The 17,323-nt window shown below is 36.7% G+C and carries 19 protein-coding genes; all 19 read right to left on the bottom strand.

Annotated elements, in window-relative coordinates; genetic code table 11:
* Positions 1-77: 77 nt before the first annotated feature.
* The 19 genes from ACMGDK_RS01665 to atpA all read right to left on the bottom strand — a co-directional run bounded on the left by ACMGDK_RS01665 (position 78) and on the right by atpA (position 17,308).
* Positions 78-1,460 carry a nucleoside permease gene (locus ACMGDK_RS01665; RefSeq protein WP_436806322.1) on the bottom strand — a complete coding sequence of 461 codons (1,383 nt, stop codon included), beginning with the start codon at positions 1,458-1,460 and terminating at the stop codon, positions 78-80.
* 21 nt (positions 1,461-1,481) lie between these two features.
* Positions 1,482-2,081: a bifunctional nuclease family protein gene (locus ACMGDK_RS01660; protein WP_436806321.1), complete on the bottom strand. Its 600-nt coding sequence runs from the start codon at positions 2,079-2,081 to the stop codon at positions 1,482-1,484.
* 168 nt (positions 2,082-2,249) lie between these two features.
* Positions 2,250-3,197, bottom strand: a complete 948-nt coding sequence (locus tag ACMGDK_RS01655; protein WP_436806320.1) for an electron transfer flavoprotein subunit alpha/FixB family protein — start codon at positions 3,195-3,197, stop codon at positions 2,250-2,252.
* 95 nt (positions 3,198-3,292) lie between these two features.
* The gene (locus ACMGDK_RS01650; RefSeq protein ID WP_111958055.1) at positions 3,293-4,039 is read right to left on the bottom strand and encodes an electron transfer flavoprotein subunit beta/FixA family protein; all 747 of its coding nucleotides are present in this window, start codon (positions 4,037-4,039) and stop codon (positions 3,293-3,295) included.
* Between the two features lie 153 nt (positions 4,040-4,192).
* Positions 4,193-4,897: an SDR family oxidoreductase gene (locus ACMGDK_RS01645; RefSeq protein WP_436806319.1), complete on the bottom strand. Its 705-nt coding sequence runs from the start codon at positions 4,895-4,897 to the stop codon at positions 4,193-4,195.
* Positions 4,898-5,063: 166 nt separating this feature from the next.
* A complete protein-coding gene (locus ACMGDK_RS01640; RefSeq protein WP_436806318.1) occupies positions 5,064-5,981 on the bottom strand; it encodes a T9SS type A sorting domain-containing protein in 918 nt (305 codons plus the stop codon).
* Between the two features lie 139 nt (positions 5,982-6,120).
* Positions 6,121-7,500 (bottom strand): dipeptidase, encoded by a 1,380-nt coding sequence (locus tag ACMGDK_RS01635; RefSeq protein WP_436806317.1) that lies wholly within the window; start codon positions 7,498-7,500, stop codon positions 6,121-6,123.
* Positions 7,501-7,661: 161 nt separating this feature from the next.
* Positions 7,662-7,940 carry a hypothetical protein gene (locus tag ACMGDK_RS01630; protein ID WP_436806316.1) on the bottom strand — a complete coding sequence of 93 codons (279 nt, stop codon included), beginning with the start codon at positions 7,938-7,940 and terminating at the stop codon, positions 7,662-7,664.
* Positions 7,941-8,077: 137 nt separating this feature from the next.
* Positions 8,078-9,238 carry a class I SAM-dependent methyltransferase gene (locus ACMGDK_RS01625; RefSeq protein WP_436806315.1) on the bottom strand — a complete coding sequence of 387 codons (1,161 nt, stop codon included), beginning with the start codon at positions 9,236-9,238 and terminating at the stop codon, positions 8,078-8,080.
* A gap of 29 nt (positions 9,239-9,267) precedes the next feature.
* Positions 9,268-9,456, bottom strand: a complete 189-nt coding sequence (locus tag ACMGDK_RS01620; RefSeq protein WP_436807244.1) for a GxxExxY protein — start codon at positions 9,454-9,456, stop codon at positions 9,268-9,270.
* Positions 9,446-9,886 carry a DinB family protein gene (locus tag ACMGDK_RS01615; RefSeq protein ID WP_436806314.1) on the bottom strand — a complete coding sequence of 147 codons (441 nt, stop codon included), beginning with the start codon at positions 9,884-9,886 and terminating at the stop codon, positions 9,446-9,448. Before ACMGDK_RS01615 ends, ACMGDK_RS01620 begins: the two co-directional genes overlap by 11 nt.
* Positions 9,887-10,056: 170 nt before the next feature.
* Complete coding sequence (locus ACMGDK_RS01610) at positions 10,057-10,428, bottom strand: GxxExxY protein (protein ID WP_436806313.1); 372 nt, start codon at positions 10,426-10,428, stop codon at positions 10,057-10,059.
* Between the two features lie 83 nt (positions 10,429-10,511).
* Positions 10,512-11,672, bottom strand: coding sequence for a methylmalonyl-CoA mutase family protein (locus tag ACMGDK_RS01605; RefSeq protein WP_436806312.1), 1,161 nt, complete (start codon positions 11,670-11,672; stop codon positions 10,512-10,514).
* A 185-nt stretch (positions 11,673-11,857) separates the two neighbouring features.
* Positions 11,858-12,214 carry an FtsB family cell division protein gene (locus ACMGDK_RS01600; RefSeq protein WP_436806311.1) on the bottom strand — a complete coding sequence of 119 codons (357 nt, stop codon included), beginning with the start codon at positions 12,212-12,214 and terminating at the stop codon, positions 11,858-11,860.
* A gap of 1 nt (position 12,215) precedes the next feature.
* Positions 12,216-12,830, bottom strand: a complete 615-nt coding sequence (gene udk / locus ACMGDK_RS01595; protein WP_436806310.1) for a uridine kinase — start codon at positions 12,828-12,830, stop codon at positions 12,216-12,218.
* Positions 12,831-13,011: 181 nt separating this feature from the next.
* Entirely contained in the window at positions 13,012-13,317 is a 306-nt protein-coding gene (locus ACMGDK_RS01590; protein ID WP_090021781.1) for an ATP-dependent Clp protease adaptor ClpS, read from the bottom strand.
* 10 nt (positions 13,318-13,327) lie between these two features.
* Positions 13,328-14,686, bottom strand: a complete 1,359-nt coding sequence (locus ACMGDK_RS01585; RefSeq protein WP_436806309.1) for a hemolysin family protein — start codon at positions 14,684-14,686, stop codon at positions 13,328-13,330.
* A 104-nt stretch (positions 14,687-14,790) separates the two neighbouring features.
* Complete coding sequence (atpG, locus tag ACMGDK_RS01580; RefSeq protein ID WP_436806308.1) at positions 14,791-15,657, bottom strand: ATP synthase F1 subunit gamma; 867 nt, start codon at positions 15,655-15,657, stop codon at positions 14,791-14,793.
* 73 nt (positions 15,658-15,730) lie between these two features.
* The gene (gene atpA / locus ACMGDK_RS01575) at positions 15,731-17,308 is read right to left on the bottom strand and encodes a F0F1 ATP synthase subunit alpha (RefSeq protein WP_436806307.1); all 1,578 of its coding nucleotides are present in this window, start codon (positions 17,306-17,308) and stop codon (positions 15,731-15,733) included.
* Positions 17,309-17,323 lie beyond the last annotated feature (15 nt).

Genomic DNA, 17,323 nt, shown 5'->3' with positions numbered 1-17,323 from the left:
GGTTGCCCGAAAATAAAAAAAATTGCACTTTCTTTCAAAAAGTGCAATTTAATATTTTAATAATCAGATCAGTAGAATTAGTGTTTTACTGAAGAGACTTCTTCCGGATTGTGTTTATGTCTGAATAAAATAGCAAAGAAAATGGCAAGGATCAATGCATAGATTGCAAATGAAAGCCATATATTCTGCCAGTCTTTTACCATGACCACAGATGAAAGTGTTCCGTCAGCATTTACTGCTGAATTGAAACTGTTCTTGAGGATTTGCAAGAAAGTAGGATTATCAGCTGTCGTGTCCAGATAAGCGGATAGATCTGAAACGTTCGTAAATTTGTGTGTGAAAAATTTATCGATAGCCCAACCTGCAATATAGCTTCCGAAAAGAGCCCCAAAACCGTTCGTCATCATCATAAATAATCCCTGAGCGGATGATCTTATCTTTTTATCGGTCGTTGTTTCCACAAAAAGAGAACCGGAAATATTGAAGAAATCAAATGCCATTCCGTATACGATACATGAGAAAATAATCAGCGAAAGCCCGAATCCGTCCGGAACACCGTAAGCAAAGAACCCAAACCTGAGTACCCAGGCCAGCATAGACATCAACATTACTTTTTTAATTCCGAATTTCCTCAGAAAGAATGGAATTGCCAAAATAAATAGGGTCTCCGAAACCTGTGAAATCGACATGATAATTGTAGATCTCTGTACTACAAATGAGTCTGCATATTTTGGGAAATGTGAAAATTCACTTAAGAACACATCTCCGTAGGCATTAGTCAGCTGAAGTGCTGCCCCCAAAAGCATTGAAAACAAAAAGAACAAAGCCATTTTATAACTTCCGAAAAGCTTAAATGCATTAAGACCTAATTGCTCAGACAACGGGGCGTTTTTATCAATCAGTTTCTGCGGCGGGCATTTTGGTAGGGTCAGAGCATAAATTCCTAAAAATATAGCAATAGCTCCACCGATATAAAACTGTCCTTCTGTAGCCTTATTTCCCGTAAGATTGGTAATCCACATCGCTACAATAAACCCGATAGTTCCCCACACCCTGATAGGCGGGAAGTCTCTTACGACATCCAGATTACTGTTTTTCAGGATCGTGTAGGAAATAGAGTTGGCAAGGGCAATGGTAGGCATGTAAAAGCACATTGCCAGAAGCATCAGCCAAAAGAAAGAATTAGGATCTGCGGAATGAGGCAGTACAAAAAGGATAACACCATAAAGGATATGGAGGACAGAAAATATGCGTTCTGCATTTACCCAGCGGTCGGCAATAATCCCGGTAATGGTCGGCATAAAAATAGAAGCTATTCCCATGGTTCCGAAAACGGCTCCAAACTGGGTTCCATCCCAGTGTTTTGTACCGAACCAAAAATTAGCCATCGTTATCAGCCATGCTCCCCAGACAAAAAACTGGAGAAAGCTGAGGATGGTAAGTCGTAATTTTAAATTCATAGTTTAGTATAAGTGTCTCTTTTAATCAATTTTCTTTTTCCTCCTTTTAATTTCTTCCTGAATTTCCAGAGCGGTATCGAAGTCTTCTTCTTTTACAGCCTCATCTAATAATTTCTGAAGTTCTTCCATAGATACTGCTTTTAAATTATCCTCAGACTGTTCGGTTTCGGAGAACGGCTGTTCTTCTTTTGAAACGTCTTCAAGTTCAAGAAGAATTCCTGCTTCATTGAGAACCTGCTGGGTGGTAAAAATGGGAGCGTCAAATCTTACGGCCATTGCTACTGCATCAGAAGTTCTTGCATCAAGGATCAGCTCTTCGTTATTAGCTTTATTTTTAAAATTGATATTAGAAAAAAATACGCCGTCTACGATCTGGTAAATAATTACTGAAACCAATTCATAATGGGCAGAAACTATAAATTTTGTAAATAAATCATGGGTAAGCGGACGGGGCGGATGGATGTCTTTTTCCAGTCCCAGCGAAATAGACTGAGCCTCGAAATTTCCTATAACAACAGGTAATTTTATATGTGATTCTTCATGTTCCAATAACAAAGCGTACGCCCCCGATTGTGTCTGGCTGTACGATATTCCGCGAATAATTAGCTGCTTATAATCCATAGCTACAAATATAGATTAATTTTTTATTGTGATTTCAGTTTTTTACGCAAAAATAAAAGCCCGGAAAGCCCGAACTTTTATTTTTTATGTGAATTGTAAATGGTGAATTACTTCGTGCCAATTCTAAATTTACTATTGACCTGCGAAGTAAAATTCACTATTGACTTTTTATCCTTTTATTGCTTTGATCTTCTCAGTTAATGCAGGAATAATCTGGAATGCATCTCCTACTACTCCATAATCCGCCGACTTAAAGAAGGGTGCTTCAGCATCATTATTAATGACTACAATAGTTTTAGAAGAGTTTACCCCAGCTAAGTGCTGAATAGCTCCGGAAATACCTATTGCGATATAAAGGTTAGGTGAAATCGCTTTACCTGTCTGCCCTACGTGCTCTGTGTGAGGTCTCCATCCGATATCAGAAACCGGCTTGGAACATGCTGTAGCAGCCCCAAGAACATTAGCAAGATCTTCAACCATTCCCCAATTTTCAGGACCTTTCATTCCTCTCCCTGCAGAAACTACCACTTCTGCTTCTTTAAGGTCTAATTTCCCTGAACTCTGCTCGTGAGAGATCACTTTAGTATCTTCGTTGGCTACTGATAGATTTTTAACTTCTTCTGATCCTGCTACGGCACTTTCTTTTACTCCGAAAGCATTTTGAGAAACGGTAATAATTACTCCGTTTCCTTCAGCTTTTGCATGCATAAATCCTTTTCCTGAGAAAGCTTTTCTTTTCACCTGGAACGGAGAAAGACTTTCAGGAGCTTCCAGTACATTGGTAATTAAAGAATAGTTCTTCATTACTGCAAGCATAGGAGCAATAGAAGAAGCATCTGTAGTGTGAGGGAAAACAATAATATTTCCGTCTGCCACTTCACTTACAGCCTGAGCGAATGCCTTTGCTGAAAAGCTTTTAAGACCTTCGTCTTTTACATTGATAACGTTTGATGCTCCATATTTGTACAATAAATCTGAAGAATCTGTAGGGTTTACAGAGATTGCCGTAACGGTATCTCCCGCCTGGTCTGCAACGGCTTTAGCATAAGAAACTGCTTCAAAAGCTGCTTTTTTGTAAACTCCATTTATATTTTCTGCGTATACGAATACTGCCATTTTTTTAAATTTAAAGATTAAAAATTTAAGAATTAAAAGATTGGATCCGGTCCGGAAATTTTAAACTTCGTTCCCTGATTCCAGCTTTTAAATGTTTAGATTACTTTAGCTTCTTCGTGAAGCAATCTTACCAATTCATCCAAATTGTCAGGAGAAACCATTTTCACAGCAGCTCTTGGCGGCACACTGTCATAAGTTACTCCCTGAACTTTCACCTCAGAAGAAGCCGGCTCTACTACCTGTAAAGGCTTCGTTCTTGCAGACATGATCCCTCTCATATTCGGGATGATAAGATCTTTTTCATCTACCAATCCTTTTTGTCCTGCGATTACAGCAGGTAATTTTACTGATATCGTTTCTTTTCCGCCTTCAATTTCTCTTACAGCAGTAGCTTCGCTTCCGTTTACGTCTAAACCTACAGATGCATTTACGAAAGGCTGATTCAACAGCTGAGCGACCATTCCTGGTACTGAACCTCCGTTGTAGTCGATAGATTCTTTTCCGCAAAGGATAAGGTCATATCCTCCGTTTTGAGCTACGGCAGCGATTTCTTTTGCTGTAGAATAGCTGTCTTTAGGATCAAGGTTTACTCTCACGGCATCATTGGCACCAATAGCTAATGCTTTTCTGATCACCGGTTCTGTAGCAGCATCTCCTACGTTGATCACTGTTACAGTTGCACCCTGAGATTCCTGAAGTTTAACTGCTTTTGTCAACGCAAATTCATCTAAAGGGTTGATTACCCACTGAATTCCATTTTTGTCGAAAGCAGATTTATCTGCCGTAAAGTTAATCTTGGAAGTAGTATCCGGAACACTACTGATACAAACTAATATTTTCATGTGTACTATTTTATTTTTTCCCTTTTGGGCATAAAAAACCTTAGTGTTTTATGCTGAGATTTTGTTATATTTTACGTTGCTAATATAATTAAAAAATATATTATGCATGCATAATACTTATTTTTTTACTATTCAATACATTAAATGCATTTACTAGGCTGGTTTTGTTGCTCTAAACTCTATTTTACTTGGCAGAACCCGTGGATTCATTTTTAAAATATCGAGGACGAGATTCCCCATATCTTCGGGCTGGATCTTCCAGCTGTCTTTTTCTGAGGGAACATTTCCGTTAAAATTTGTAGCGACTGATCCCGGCATAATGACCGTAGATTTGATGTTGTATTTTCTCAGATCAATCATTGCAGCCTGAGTAAATCCTACCACTCCGAATTTAGAAGCATTATAGCCTGTTCCGTTTTCAAAGAAATTGGCGCCTGCCAGGCTCGAAACTGTGATGTAATAACCTTCTGTCTTTTTTAATTCTTCAACAGAAGCTTTTAATGTGTAAAAAACACCTGTCAGGTTGGTCTCTATCATATCGTTCCATTCTTCGGCAGTCAGTTCATCTACAGGTTTGAATATTCCCAATCCTGCATTGGCAATTACGAAATCCAGTCTACCAAATGTTTCAATGATATATTTTACGGCTTCTTTTTCACTTTCAAGGCTTCTTACATCTGAAACGATTCCTAAAACATTCTGCGAATATTTTTTAAGATCTTCTTCAGCTTTTTCAACATCATCTCTTTTACGCCCTGAAAATGCTACTGAAATACCGTTTTCCAACAATATTTTTGCTATTCCGAAACCTATTCCTTTGGTTCCTCCTGTTATATAAGCTACTTTATTTTCTGACATATTTATTAATTTTAATTCTCTAAAATAACAAAAACGCCCCAATTGGAGCGTTTTATACGGACTAAGATTTATCAGGTATTTCTATAATTAATCTATAACAAAATATTTACCTGAAAAATAATAAGGAAATTAGAATCATGAAAACCAATTTCATACAAAACTTAACCTATTTTTTGATAAACTTTTCAGAAAAATTACCGTTTTCAGTTTTAATATTGATTAAATAGTTCCCGGTAGACAGATTACTTACATCTATTTTATCGTTTTCCGATCTGAATTCAATTTTTTTACCTGCCATATCATAGATTTCAATATTCTTTATTTTACCGGAAGAATTGATCTTAATAAAATCTGAAGCGGGATTAGGATATACAACTACAGTCTTCTTATTTACAGCACTATTTGCCGAAGATAATATCGCTTGGTTATATACTTTAAGATTATCAATATAAGCTGTCCCATCCGCATTGTCGTGTACGAAACGCAGCTGGTTTATATCTATAGTTTCTGCTGCAATCCCTGTGCAGATCAAAGTTCCGTTCAGGAAATATTTAATATCTGTGGGAGTTCCGATAACCGTAATCTGATACCATACATTCGGCTGCCATGTTCCTGAAACAGATTCCATTACAGGTATATTTGAGAGCATTTTCAGAACTTTAACCGCTCCGGTATTGTCAAAATCAAGCCTGAAAATGTATTTTTCGTCAGCGCTGCTCACGCCCTGAAAGCTAAAGATGGATCCATTAAGCTGGGACATATTGATATCGAAGGAAACGGTAAAACCTGTATGAGAAAGTAATATGGGAAGGTTATCAAATGCTCCGATGATGGGAATGGATTGGGTTCCATATGTGTTTTCTTTAACAATCTTTAAAGAATTAATCCCGTCAGTTGCACTATCTGTGCTTATAATCTGGTTGGGCACATTAGGAGGTACATCGCCGGTGGGCGTGCTGATCCAGGTTCCCTGCCCATGGATATTTCCGGTATAAAAGCCATCTGAATTTTCAAACGAGATCATCTGCTGTGCAAAGGAAAACACTGAAAACAAGCAGAATGCGACGGAGTAGTTTTTTTTCATAGCAATTATTTTAGGTTGAACTAAAAATAATCACATAGATTAACTAAAAAAATACCATTTGATAGGGATATTACCATAAAAAAACGTAAAGCGTTCCAAGGTTGGAACGCTTTACTGAATATGATTATAAAATATTTAATTATTTTGAATAATTCTCAAAGAACAACGGAATACTTTCAATTCCTTTATAGAAATTAAACAGCCCGTAATGCTCATTCGGTGAGTGAATTGCATCTGAATCCAATCCAAAGCCCATTAGCACAGACTTAGCCCCCAATACTTTTTCAAACATTGCCGTGATCGGGATACTGCCCCCACTTCTGTAAGGAAGAACTTCTTTACCAAATGCAGTCTCCATAGCCTGTTTTGCCGCTAGGAATTCTCTGGTATCGCTTGGTAAAACATAAGGCATTCCTCCGTGGTGAGGTGTTACTTTTACTTTAACGTTCTCAGGAGCAATCTTTTCAAAGTATTTCGTGAATTTTTCCGTGATTTCTTCGGGAGTCTGATAAGGAACCAGACGCATTGAAATTTTAGCAGAAGCTTTGGAAGGAATTACTGTTTTAGCGCCTTCTCCTGTATATCCTCCCCAAATACCATTACAGTCTAAAGTAGGACGGATAGAGGTTCTTTCAAGCGTTGTATAGCTTTTTTCACCTTCCACTCCATTCAGTCCGATAGATTTTTTGAATTCTTCCGGATTATCCTTCAGTTTGTTCATATCTGCTCTTTCAGCATCTGATACGGTTTCTACATTGTCATAGAATCCGTCGATGGTAATATGTCCGTCTTCATCAATCAATTTAGCAATCATTCTGGACAGCACATGAATTGGGTTCGGAACTGCTCCACCGTAAAGTCCTGAATGAAGATCTCTGTTCGGTCCTTCAACTTCAACTTCCACATAGCTTAACCCTCTTAAACCAGTTGTAACAGTTGGCTGTTCGTTGCTGTAAATATGGGTATCGGAAATTAAAATACAGTCGCAAGCCAGTTTTTCTTTATTTTGATTCACAAAATCTCCTAAGCTTACAGATCCTACTTCTTCTTCGCCTTCTAAGATAAATTTCACGTTACAAGGCAGTGTATTGGTCTTCATCATGGCTTCAAAAGCTTTTACATGCATGAAAAACTGTCCTTTATCATCCGCTGAACCTCTTGCAAAGATTGCTCCTTCCGGATGAAGTTCTGTTTTTTCAATATAAGGCTCGAAAGGTGGTTTTGTCCAAAGCTCTAATGGATCTGCCGGCTGAACATCATAATGTCCGTATACCAATACAGTTGGCAGATTTTTATCTAAAAGTTTTTCTCCGAAAACAATAGGATATCCGTTGGTTTTGCATACTTCTACATTGTCAGCTCCTGCATTTTTAAGATATTCTGCAACAACATCCGCACATTTCAATACATCATTTTTATACGCCGGATCTGCAGAAATAGAAGGGATTCTCAATAACTCAAATAATTCATCCACGAAACGCTGTTTGTTTTCGTTAATGTAATTTAATGTCTCTTGCATTTTAAAAATTTGTTTCGTTAAAAATAAAGAAATTGGTCTGCAGCAGCAAACAAAAACAGATAATTTTCCGAAGAACTGCTATTTGTCAATAGCCTGTAGACTTTTGCACAAAAAATGTCCTGCATTTCGGCAGGACATTTTTTTATATCATGTACTAGTAATTAGTGTTCGGCTTTTGGAGCTTTCTCAGCTTCAGCAGGCTTTACAGCAGTAGTACTGTCTGTTTTAGGAGCTACAGCTTCATGCTTTTCAGCAGGAGCCGTCTCTTGGTGCCCTGCAGCAGCTTCATGACCGTGTGCTTCACCTCCGCCCTGCACATCGTCAGAATATCTTTCTACTCCTTCTTCCAGTTTCAAAGTATTTTTGTTTCCTCCTGCCTGGATCTTTTTACAGCTTACGGCTACCGTTGCAACAGCTAAACATATAATTAATTTTTTCATATGTAAAATTTATTTTTTAAATGTCATATGGAATCGCATTATTTTAGCCGGTTATAATAATTTTAGCAGCAAGCGATTTCATGCTTAAATTTTTGATTGCCCAAAAGTAAGAAATCCTGCTTTTTTCGGCAACATTTTTATACTGATTTTAAAATAATTTTACCTTTTTTGGATTGTGTAAAAATAAGGTAGCCTTTACCACCGTCTTTTATACCATATTTCTTTTTGATATCTTCTGGTTTTAAAGGATAATTTTTCGAAATGATATTGAACTGCTCTTTCTTTTTAATCTGCTTGGATTCAACAGTTTGCATCTCTAAAATTCTACCGGGAAAATCACTGATCCTTTGAGCTGAAGTATAAAGATGGGTATTGGGATGGAGTTTTTTAAGCCCGAATCTCTCTGAAACCAGATTAAAAACACCTGCCTTCAAAATACTGTTATTAGGAATATATATAAATTTTTCAGGTTCAGAATATTCTGCCTGAACACTTTCTTCTTCTCCGAATTTAAATAAAAAAGAAGATTCATCACTTTCCAGATTAACACAAGTAACCGTTATCTCTTCTTTCTTTTCATTCGACAGAAAAATGACTGCTTCCTTAACATCATTTTTCACAGCTATAATTTCAATCCTGAAAATACCGGGTAGGACTGAAACCAGATACTTCAAATCGATTAATGGTGATAATTTTACAACCACCTGATCTGCTGTGGTAAGTAGCTTTTCCTTGATTTGAAGAACATCAGGCGAAAGATCTTCGAGCAGAAAGACTTTATTTTTGTTCTGGTCCCTTCTTGCGGGGTCTAAATAAATAACATCGAAATATTCTTTATTTCTATTTAAAAAATTCTCCAGATTTTGATTGATGAATGTCGCTTTCCGGTTTAAAATCCCCCAATTATTTTCCACAATGCTCAATAATTCAGAATTTTGTTCTACCAAAGTGACTTCTTTAAAATTCTGGGACAGATAATAGGCATCTATTCCAAAGCCGCTGGTCAGGTCAATGAATGTATTTCCTTTCAGAATCTGTGATTTATAGACTGCTGTAATCTCTGATGATGACTGCTCTAAATTTAGCTGGGGCGGGAAAACAATTCCCTCTTTTAGCAGAAACGGAAATTTCTTTTGGGCAGTCTGTTTCCCTTTGATCTGCTGTACGATTTCCTGCATGGAAATCTCTGGAAACGGAGATTTTTTTAATAATAAAGAATGCAGATCTGAGTTTAGATTTGCATTGATATAGCTATGGATTTCTTTGTTTAGTATTTTTATATTTCTCACAGATCTCATAGATTTTCACAGATGATTGTACTTATTTTTTAGAATGTTCCATTTATTTCCCGGAAAATATTTTTGTCAATATAATCGGTGTTAAAATTGACTAATATTCCTAATTTTAACCCTGTCAGCTTTAAATATGTTAGTAACTGTTTGTGATGGACATTATTAATCTCTGGAATTGATTTTATCTCCACAATTGCTTTTTCAGAGTAGAATTTATCTTTTATAAAAAATATAATCTGTCAATATCGGATTGATGTCGTTCTGCTTCAGGAGAGAATTGATCTGGCCTCGGTGATAAGTTGAATGGTTTACGGCATGAAACAACATTTCGAAAATACTGTTTTCAAACTTCGTTCCTCTTGAGTTCTGATATTCCACTCTGCTATCCATATCGAGTTTTTGAATAATCTCTATACTTTTCAGAAAGTTCTGCTGATTAATTTCATCAAGAGACTCAAAAGAATTGATCTGCCAGACTTCAAATGTTTCTTCACCTAATATCCGTGAATTCCAGATCTGCTGAGCATTCAATGTATGATTAATCAGACTGATTATTTTTTCGTCTACTTTCGATCTGTTTTCTGAAATATGTTTAATTATTTCTTTATTGAAATGATGGGTATATTCAAATAAGTCGATCAGTTTTTCTTTCATTACATGATATTATTTTTCTTAACCACAGATTACCCAGATTTACACAGATGATTATGTGTAAAGTTTTTATTCTTTTAATACCATATATACTTAATTTTAGGATTATGGAAATTAATCGTAAACATCTGTGTAAATCTGGGTAATCTGTGGTTTAATAATCTATAATTTTTTTAATCTAATTCTCCATTTACTTTTCTGAAAATACTTTTATTAATATAGTCAGTATTAAAGTTCATTAGAATGCCGAGCTTTAATCCAGTAAGTTTTAGATAAGTCAACAACTGTTGATGATGTATATTAGCTATATCTGTAGTCGCTTTTATCTCTATAATTACTTCATTTTCAACAATTATATCCGCAATAAATCCTGATTCTATAATAGTATCCTTAAACTTGAGATTCATTGGGACCTGAGTTTTTACCATTAATCCATTATTTTCAAGTTCATAAGCCAGAACTTTTTCATAAACCTTTTCTAATAAACCTGGCCCAAGCTCATTATAGACAGAAAAGATGCATTTCCTGACATAAAAACTTATCATTTTCTTTCACTATATTGTGTTTTTAAAATAACAGATATCTTTTTAAGATGACCTGTAGTTGAGAAGTCTGGGGAACCTATAAATTACTCAAACATTTCAGCCCAACGTACGGCTTTTATTTCTTTTTCGCTGTAAAGATCCTCTATTGGTCTTTTAACCTCTAATTTGGGGTATAAATTGACTCCAATGAGCTTTATTTTACCTTCTTCCACCCATTTCTGCTCTTCAACAGCATGGTCATAGACTTTTTTCTGGACAACTCCCTGTTTTAAAAGCTCAAGATAACCGCCCGCTTCTTCCATTTCAACGAACAGTACCCATGATTTTTCTGCGATCTGGCGGGTAATGTCTTCTACATAATAGCTTCCATTTGATGCGTCCTCAAATACATTAATGATGCTTTCATAAGCGAGAACGATTTGCTGCTTAAAGGAAATCTCTTCGGAGTTATCGGTGCTTCTGTTTACAAGATAATTGTTGCTGAATACCGCATCCGCCCCAGCAATCATAGCAGAAGCCAGCTCTAATGTTGAACGGATCAGGTTATTTTCACTGTCTGCAACAGCCTTATTTCTTAAAGATGTTTCTGCAAAAATATATGGTGTTTCATTTAAACCGTATTCTTTGGAAAGTTGGTTAAAAACTATTTTAAATGCTCTCAGTTTAGCCATTTCAAAGAAATAATTCCCTCCGACGGCTATCCTGAAAATCAGCTTATCCAAAATTTCAGAGCCATAGGCTTCAGCAAGTTCCTTTGTCTTCGCCAGTGCAATTCCCAATTGCTGATAAATTGCCGCTCCGGCATTCTGATGAAGTGAAATATCAATACAGATATTTCTTCTGAAATCTTTGGACAAAAGTTCTTTAGCCAACTGATCATCAATAATACCTTCCTTTTCATTAAAGACATCAATCAGTGAAAAATACTGATCTTCATCTTTCGGACTGATATGACCGGCCAAGTCTTTATTATTAACAAAAAGTGTTTTCTGTTCAAGGTTTTCTACGTTGTGGTCTAAAATAAATGCAAATACATCTTCTTCCAGACTTTCGTGATATCTTGCTACAAGATGGGTATTTTCTTCAACTTTCGGCAGATTTGCCAATGGCTTCTGAACTTCACTGTAAAAAGGTTTCACATCAATTCCTTCCAGGTTTTCTTTATTTAAGATGGAATAAATATCTTCTGTTTTAAGCTGTTTTTTTACTAAATTTTCCCAGTTTGGAAGTATATCTGCTGACATTGGCTGTTTATTATGGGTAAATGGTGAATTTTGAAAAATTGATTGTTAATCATGAAAATTCACTATTTTCAGTTATAATTTTTCATTGTGAATGGTGAATTTTGCTTTGCAAGTCAATGGTGAAGTATTATAATTACTATTGACTATTCACAGCAAAGCTAATTGACTTTCACATTTCAAATCTCTTATTTTTTAGCACTATTTGTGCTGTCTACTACCAGGATGAAGATCTCTTCATCCGGTTTTTTCATGAAATAATTTTCTCTTGCGTATTTTTCTTTCTCCGACTTATTGTTCATCAGCTTTTTATAAAAGGTATCGTTTTTTTCGTACTCTTTTTTATAATATTCCAGCTGGTCTTCATATCGGCTGATCTCGCCGTTCAGTTCATTAATCACAAGGAAAGAGGTTTTATCAAAGAAAATCATCCAGACGAGGAACATACAAATCGTAATAGTGTATTTGTTCAGAACATATTTCTGGATCATTCTGAATGTTTCAGATTTCGGCTGAATGTCTTTAATAAGTTTGTTTTCTTTCATTTTAATGTTTTCTCAACGAATTTTTAATAACAGTAGTTAAAAAATCAATCGCTACGGAATTCTGCCTCATATTCGGAATGATCAAATCTGCTTCATTCTTCGATGGTTCTATGAATTCCTGATGCATTGGCTTCAGTGTGGTCTGGTAACGGTGAAGGACCTCGCCCAGGTCTCTTCCCCTTTCCTGAGTATCTCGCCTGATTCTCCTGATCAGTCTTTCGTCAGAATCTGCATGAACGAATACTTTTAAATCAAATTCTTTCAGCAGTTCTTTGTTCGTCAATACCAGAATACCTTCTACTACCAATACATTTTTAGGTTCTACAGTGACGTGGTCGCCAGTTCGGGAATGGGTAACAAAGCTGTAAATGGGCTGTTCTATAGATTCATTATTTTTTAAAGCTTTTACGTGTTTTATCATTAAATCGAAATCTATAGACTTTGGATGGTCGTAATTAAGCGCCTCTCTCTCGGTCAGTGTCAGATTCTGGTTGTCGTGATAATAATTATCCTGAGAAAGGATATTCATTCCTTCAATATCAAGCTGTTGCAGTATTTTATCAACAACTGTAGTTTTGCCGGATCCTGTTCCTCCGGCAATTCCTATTACAAGCATTCTTTTTTGTTTCTTTATAGTTGGTACAAATATACTATTTTAGATGAATGCAAATAAAAGAATCCCTGCAGAATTTGGGTTAAACCAAAAAAATCCGATACACGAATATTAAATTTTAAAAATTTTCTTTTTGACAAAATTACATTTTCAATAAAAAACTCTGCCATTTGGCAGAGTTTGTTTATACTATTTCGCTTGTTAATTCTCTTGAAAGAAGTTTCTCATGCATCGGCTTTAAAAGGTCCAAAGAACCTGTTTTTACCGTGCATTTGCCTTTGTAATGGACGAGCATTGTACATTGTTCCGCCTGTTCCAGGGTATGCTTACAAATCTCGACCAGGCAGTCTATCACATAATCGAATGTGTGAATATCATCATTATGGAGAACCAGTTTATATACTTCATCTGTATCATCCAAAACCAGCACTTCTTCTTCATACTGACGTTTTGGATCTTCGTAATCTTTTATGCTGTTATAAAAAATCATTACTCCTATTTTAAACTTCCCCTATTTTATCAGCCAGATCATTGATTACATTTGGCCCTTCATACACTAATTCCACGAGCTCCACACTCTTGTTATTCATTTTCAGGATTTTGAAATGATAATTTTCCAGATCAAATTCATCATTCTCTTCGGGAATATCTTCCAGTTCGTGCAGAATGAATCCTGCCAATGAATTGTATTCGCTTTCTTCGGAAAGAGGCAGTCTCTTAGGTAAATATTCATTAATTTCATCCAGCGGCTGTGTAGCCTGGACCCAATAAATATTATCCCCTATTTTATCTACCAGCTTATCTTCATCATCCTCTTCATCCTGAATTTCGCCTACAAGCTCTTCCAGAATGTCTTCTAAAGTAATAATACCTTCTGTTCCTCCAAATTCATCAATAACTATTGCAAGGTGCTGTTTTTTCTGCTGGAAGATCTTCAGAAGATCTGAAATCTTTTTGCTTCCCACCACAAAAAATGCATCACGCATAAGGTCTTTAAGGTCTTCATGGGTAAGATCTCCTTTTCTTTTTACAAATTCCCTGATGATCTCTTTGGTATAGAAAATCCCGATCACATTATCTATTGAATCAAGATACACGGGAATACGGGAATAGCCGCTATCCATGATCTTGTTGATAATTTCATTGATATCTTCTTCAAAGTCAATAGACGTAATATTCTGTCTGGGAACCATGATTTGTTTGGCGGAATGATCTGTAAAATCAAATGCATTCTTGATGATCTCATAGTTCTCTTCTTCAATCTCACCGCTGTCAGCACTCTGTTTTACCAAAAGCTGCAATTCTTCGGTTGAGTGAATTTCCTGTTCGGAAGCCGGATGTATTTTTACTAATCGTAAGAATGTATTAGACATCAAATTCATTAACCAGATAAAAGGCTTGAAAACCGTATAAAAAACCCTTAATGGTACTGCTGTAGCCATTGTAGTCGCTTCCGATTTTCTGATGGCAATGGATTTAGGGATAAGCTCACCAAATACAATATGCATCACTGTAATTAATACAAAGCTTGTCACCACTGAGATTGTGGTAATTGTTGTCTGGGTAAGCTCCACATTCAAAGAGTGGAAAATACTTTCAACCACGTGGTGCAGGGCACTTTCACCCACCCAACCTAAGGCAAGAGATGCCAGGGTAATCCCGAGCTGTGTAGCAGACAAATATTCATCAAGATGCTTGATGATATGCTCTGCCTGTTTTGCCATAGAGTTACCTTCGGCTGCTTTTAACTGGATCTGTGAATAACGAACCTTAACAATTGAGAATTCTGCGGCTACGAAAAAGCCATTTAGTAAAACAAGAAATAAGGCTAGCAAAAGCCTGACTATATCCGAGTCCATTTAGAAGTTGTATAATATTTTAGTTTACAAAGATAGATAAAATATAAATAACAAAAAAAGCATCGACAATATCGATGCTTTTAATATTATGTTAAAATAATTCTTTATGAATTTTTCAAAGCTTCTGCTCCGGAAACGATCTCCAAGATCTCGTTTGTAATGGCAGCCTGTCTCGCTTTGTTGTAGAAGATCACAAGATCGTTCTTTAAAGCCTGGGCGTTGTCTGTAGCTTTGTGCATAGCTGTCATTCTCGCTCCGTGCTCAGATGCTACTGAATCTAAAACCGCTTTGAAAACCTGGGTTTTGATCGCTTTAGGGATCAAGTTGTCAAGAATTTCATTTCTGTTCGGCTCAAAGATGTAATCTGTTTCTACCTGAGTTTCTTCAGCTTTTTCGGCCATAGAAATCGGAAGAAGCTGCTCGGCAGTTACTTCCTGGGTAGCAGCATTTACAAATTTGTTATAGATCAAATAAACTTCGTCAAATTTACCTTCTCTAAAGCTGTTCATTACTCCTTCAGTAACGTGAGATACTGTATCAAAGTTTAAGTTGTCAAAAACAGCACTTTCATTGGAATATACCTTACGGGTTCTTCTTACCGCATCAAAAGCTTTTTTACCAATGGTAAGAACTTCAACTTCGTATTGAGATTTCTCTCTAAACTGGTTGTTAAGCTCTTTAACGATAGATGAGTTGAAAGCTCCTGCAAGACCTCTGTTTGAAGTAACAGCGATGAAAAGAATCCTCTTCACTTCTCTTTTTTGAGCATAGACAGAAACCTGGTCAGGATCAGAGCTAGAATTTACATTCTGGATAAGTTCCTGCAGTTTTTCAGAATAAGGTCTTAGCATTACGATTGCATCCTGTGCTTTTTTAAGCTTCGCTGCGGAAACCATTTTCATAGCACGTGTAATCTGCATCGTAGATGAAATTGACGTAATTCTACCTCGTATTTCTTTTAAGTTTGCCATTAATTTGGGTTCAAAGTTTATGGTCTAAAGTTTAAGGTTTAAAACGGATTTCAAACCTTAAACAATGAAGATTTTAGTTATATTTAGAAGCTAAGTCGTTAGCAGCCTGCTTAAGAACGTTGGTAATATCGTTATCGATTTTACCTGCTTTAATAGCCGCCATTGTGTCAGGGTGCTTAGATCTTAGGAATTCGATATATTCAATCTGGAATTCTTTTACTTTTCTGATAGGAACGTTTCTTAATAAGTTCTCTGTTCCAGCATAGATCATTGCCACCTGGCTGTCTACAGGAAGCGGAGAGTTTACCGGCTGCTTAAGGATCTCAACATTTCTTTCACCTTTAGAGATAACCGCTAAAGTTGAAGCATCAAGGTCAGAACCGAATTTAGCAAACGCTTCTAATTCTTTATATTGAGCCTGGTCTAATTTAAGAGTACCAGAAACTTTTTTCATTGATTTGATCTGAGCGTTACCTCCTACTCTCGATACAGAGATCCCTACGTTGATCGCAGGACGAACCCCTGAGTTGAATAGATCAGACTCCAAGAAGATCTGTCCGTCCGTAATAGAGATTACGTTAGTCGGAATATATGCAGAAACGTCACCAGCCTGAGTTTCGATAATTGGAAGCGCAGTTAATGAACCACCACCTTTTACGATTGGTTTTAAAGAATCAGGTAAATCGTTCATCTGACTAGCAATTTGGTCATCAGCAATAACTTTTGCTGCTCTTTCCAATAGTCTTGAGTGAAGATAGAAAACGTCTCCAGGATAAGCTTCACGGCCCGGTGGTCTTCTCAATAGTAAAGAAAGCTCACGGTACGCAACCGCTTGTTTAGACAAATCATCATAAACGATCAATGCCGGTCTACCAGTATCTCTGAAGAACTCACCGATAGATGCTCCAGCCATAGCAGAATATACCTGCATTGGAACCGGATCGGAAGCGTTAGCCGCAACGATTACAGTATATGCCAAAGCTCCTTTATCAGAAAAGGTTTTAACGATTTGTGCTACAGTAGAAGCTTTCTGACCGATAGCAACATATATACAATATACAGGCTTACCTGCATCAAAGAATTCTTTTTGGTTGATGATCGTATCGATCGCAACAGTAGTTTTACCTGTCTGTCTGTCACCAATGATAAGCTCTCTCTGACCTCTTCCTACAGGGATCATAGAGTCAATCGCAACGATACCTGTCTGTAAAGGCTCAGTTACCGGCTGTCTGAAGATAACTCCAGGAGCTTTTCTTTCTAATGGCATTTCGTATAAATCCCCAGTAATAGGACCTTTACCATCGATAGGGTTACCAAGAGTATCTACTACTCTTCCTAACATGCCTTCTCCTACTTTAATAGAAGAGATTCTTTTTGTTCTTCTTACTGTATCTCCTTCTCTTACTAATTTACTTTCCCCAAGTAGAGCAACACCCACGTTGTCTTCTTCAAGGTTAAGTACAATACCTTCTACATCACTAGAAAATTTCACCAACTCTCCGTATTGTACGTTTTCTAACCCGTATACACGAGCAATACCATCACCGATGGTTAAAACTGTACCTACTTCCTCAACGTTGGATTGAGTGTCGAAGTTGGCCAATTGCTGTTTTAAGATCGCAGATACTTCTGCCGGATTTATTTCTGCCATTGTATGGTTGTTTTT

This window comes from Chryseobacterium hilariae (assembly GCF_051400735.1).
GTDB lineage: Bacteria > Bacteroidota > Bacteroidia > Flavobacteriales > Weeksellaceae > Chryseobacterium.
The sequence above is the reverse complement of the archived record's forward strand: the minus strand, read 5'-3'. Positions and strand labels throughout refer to the sequence as shown.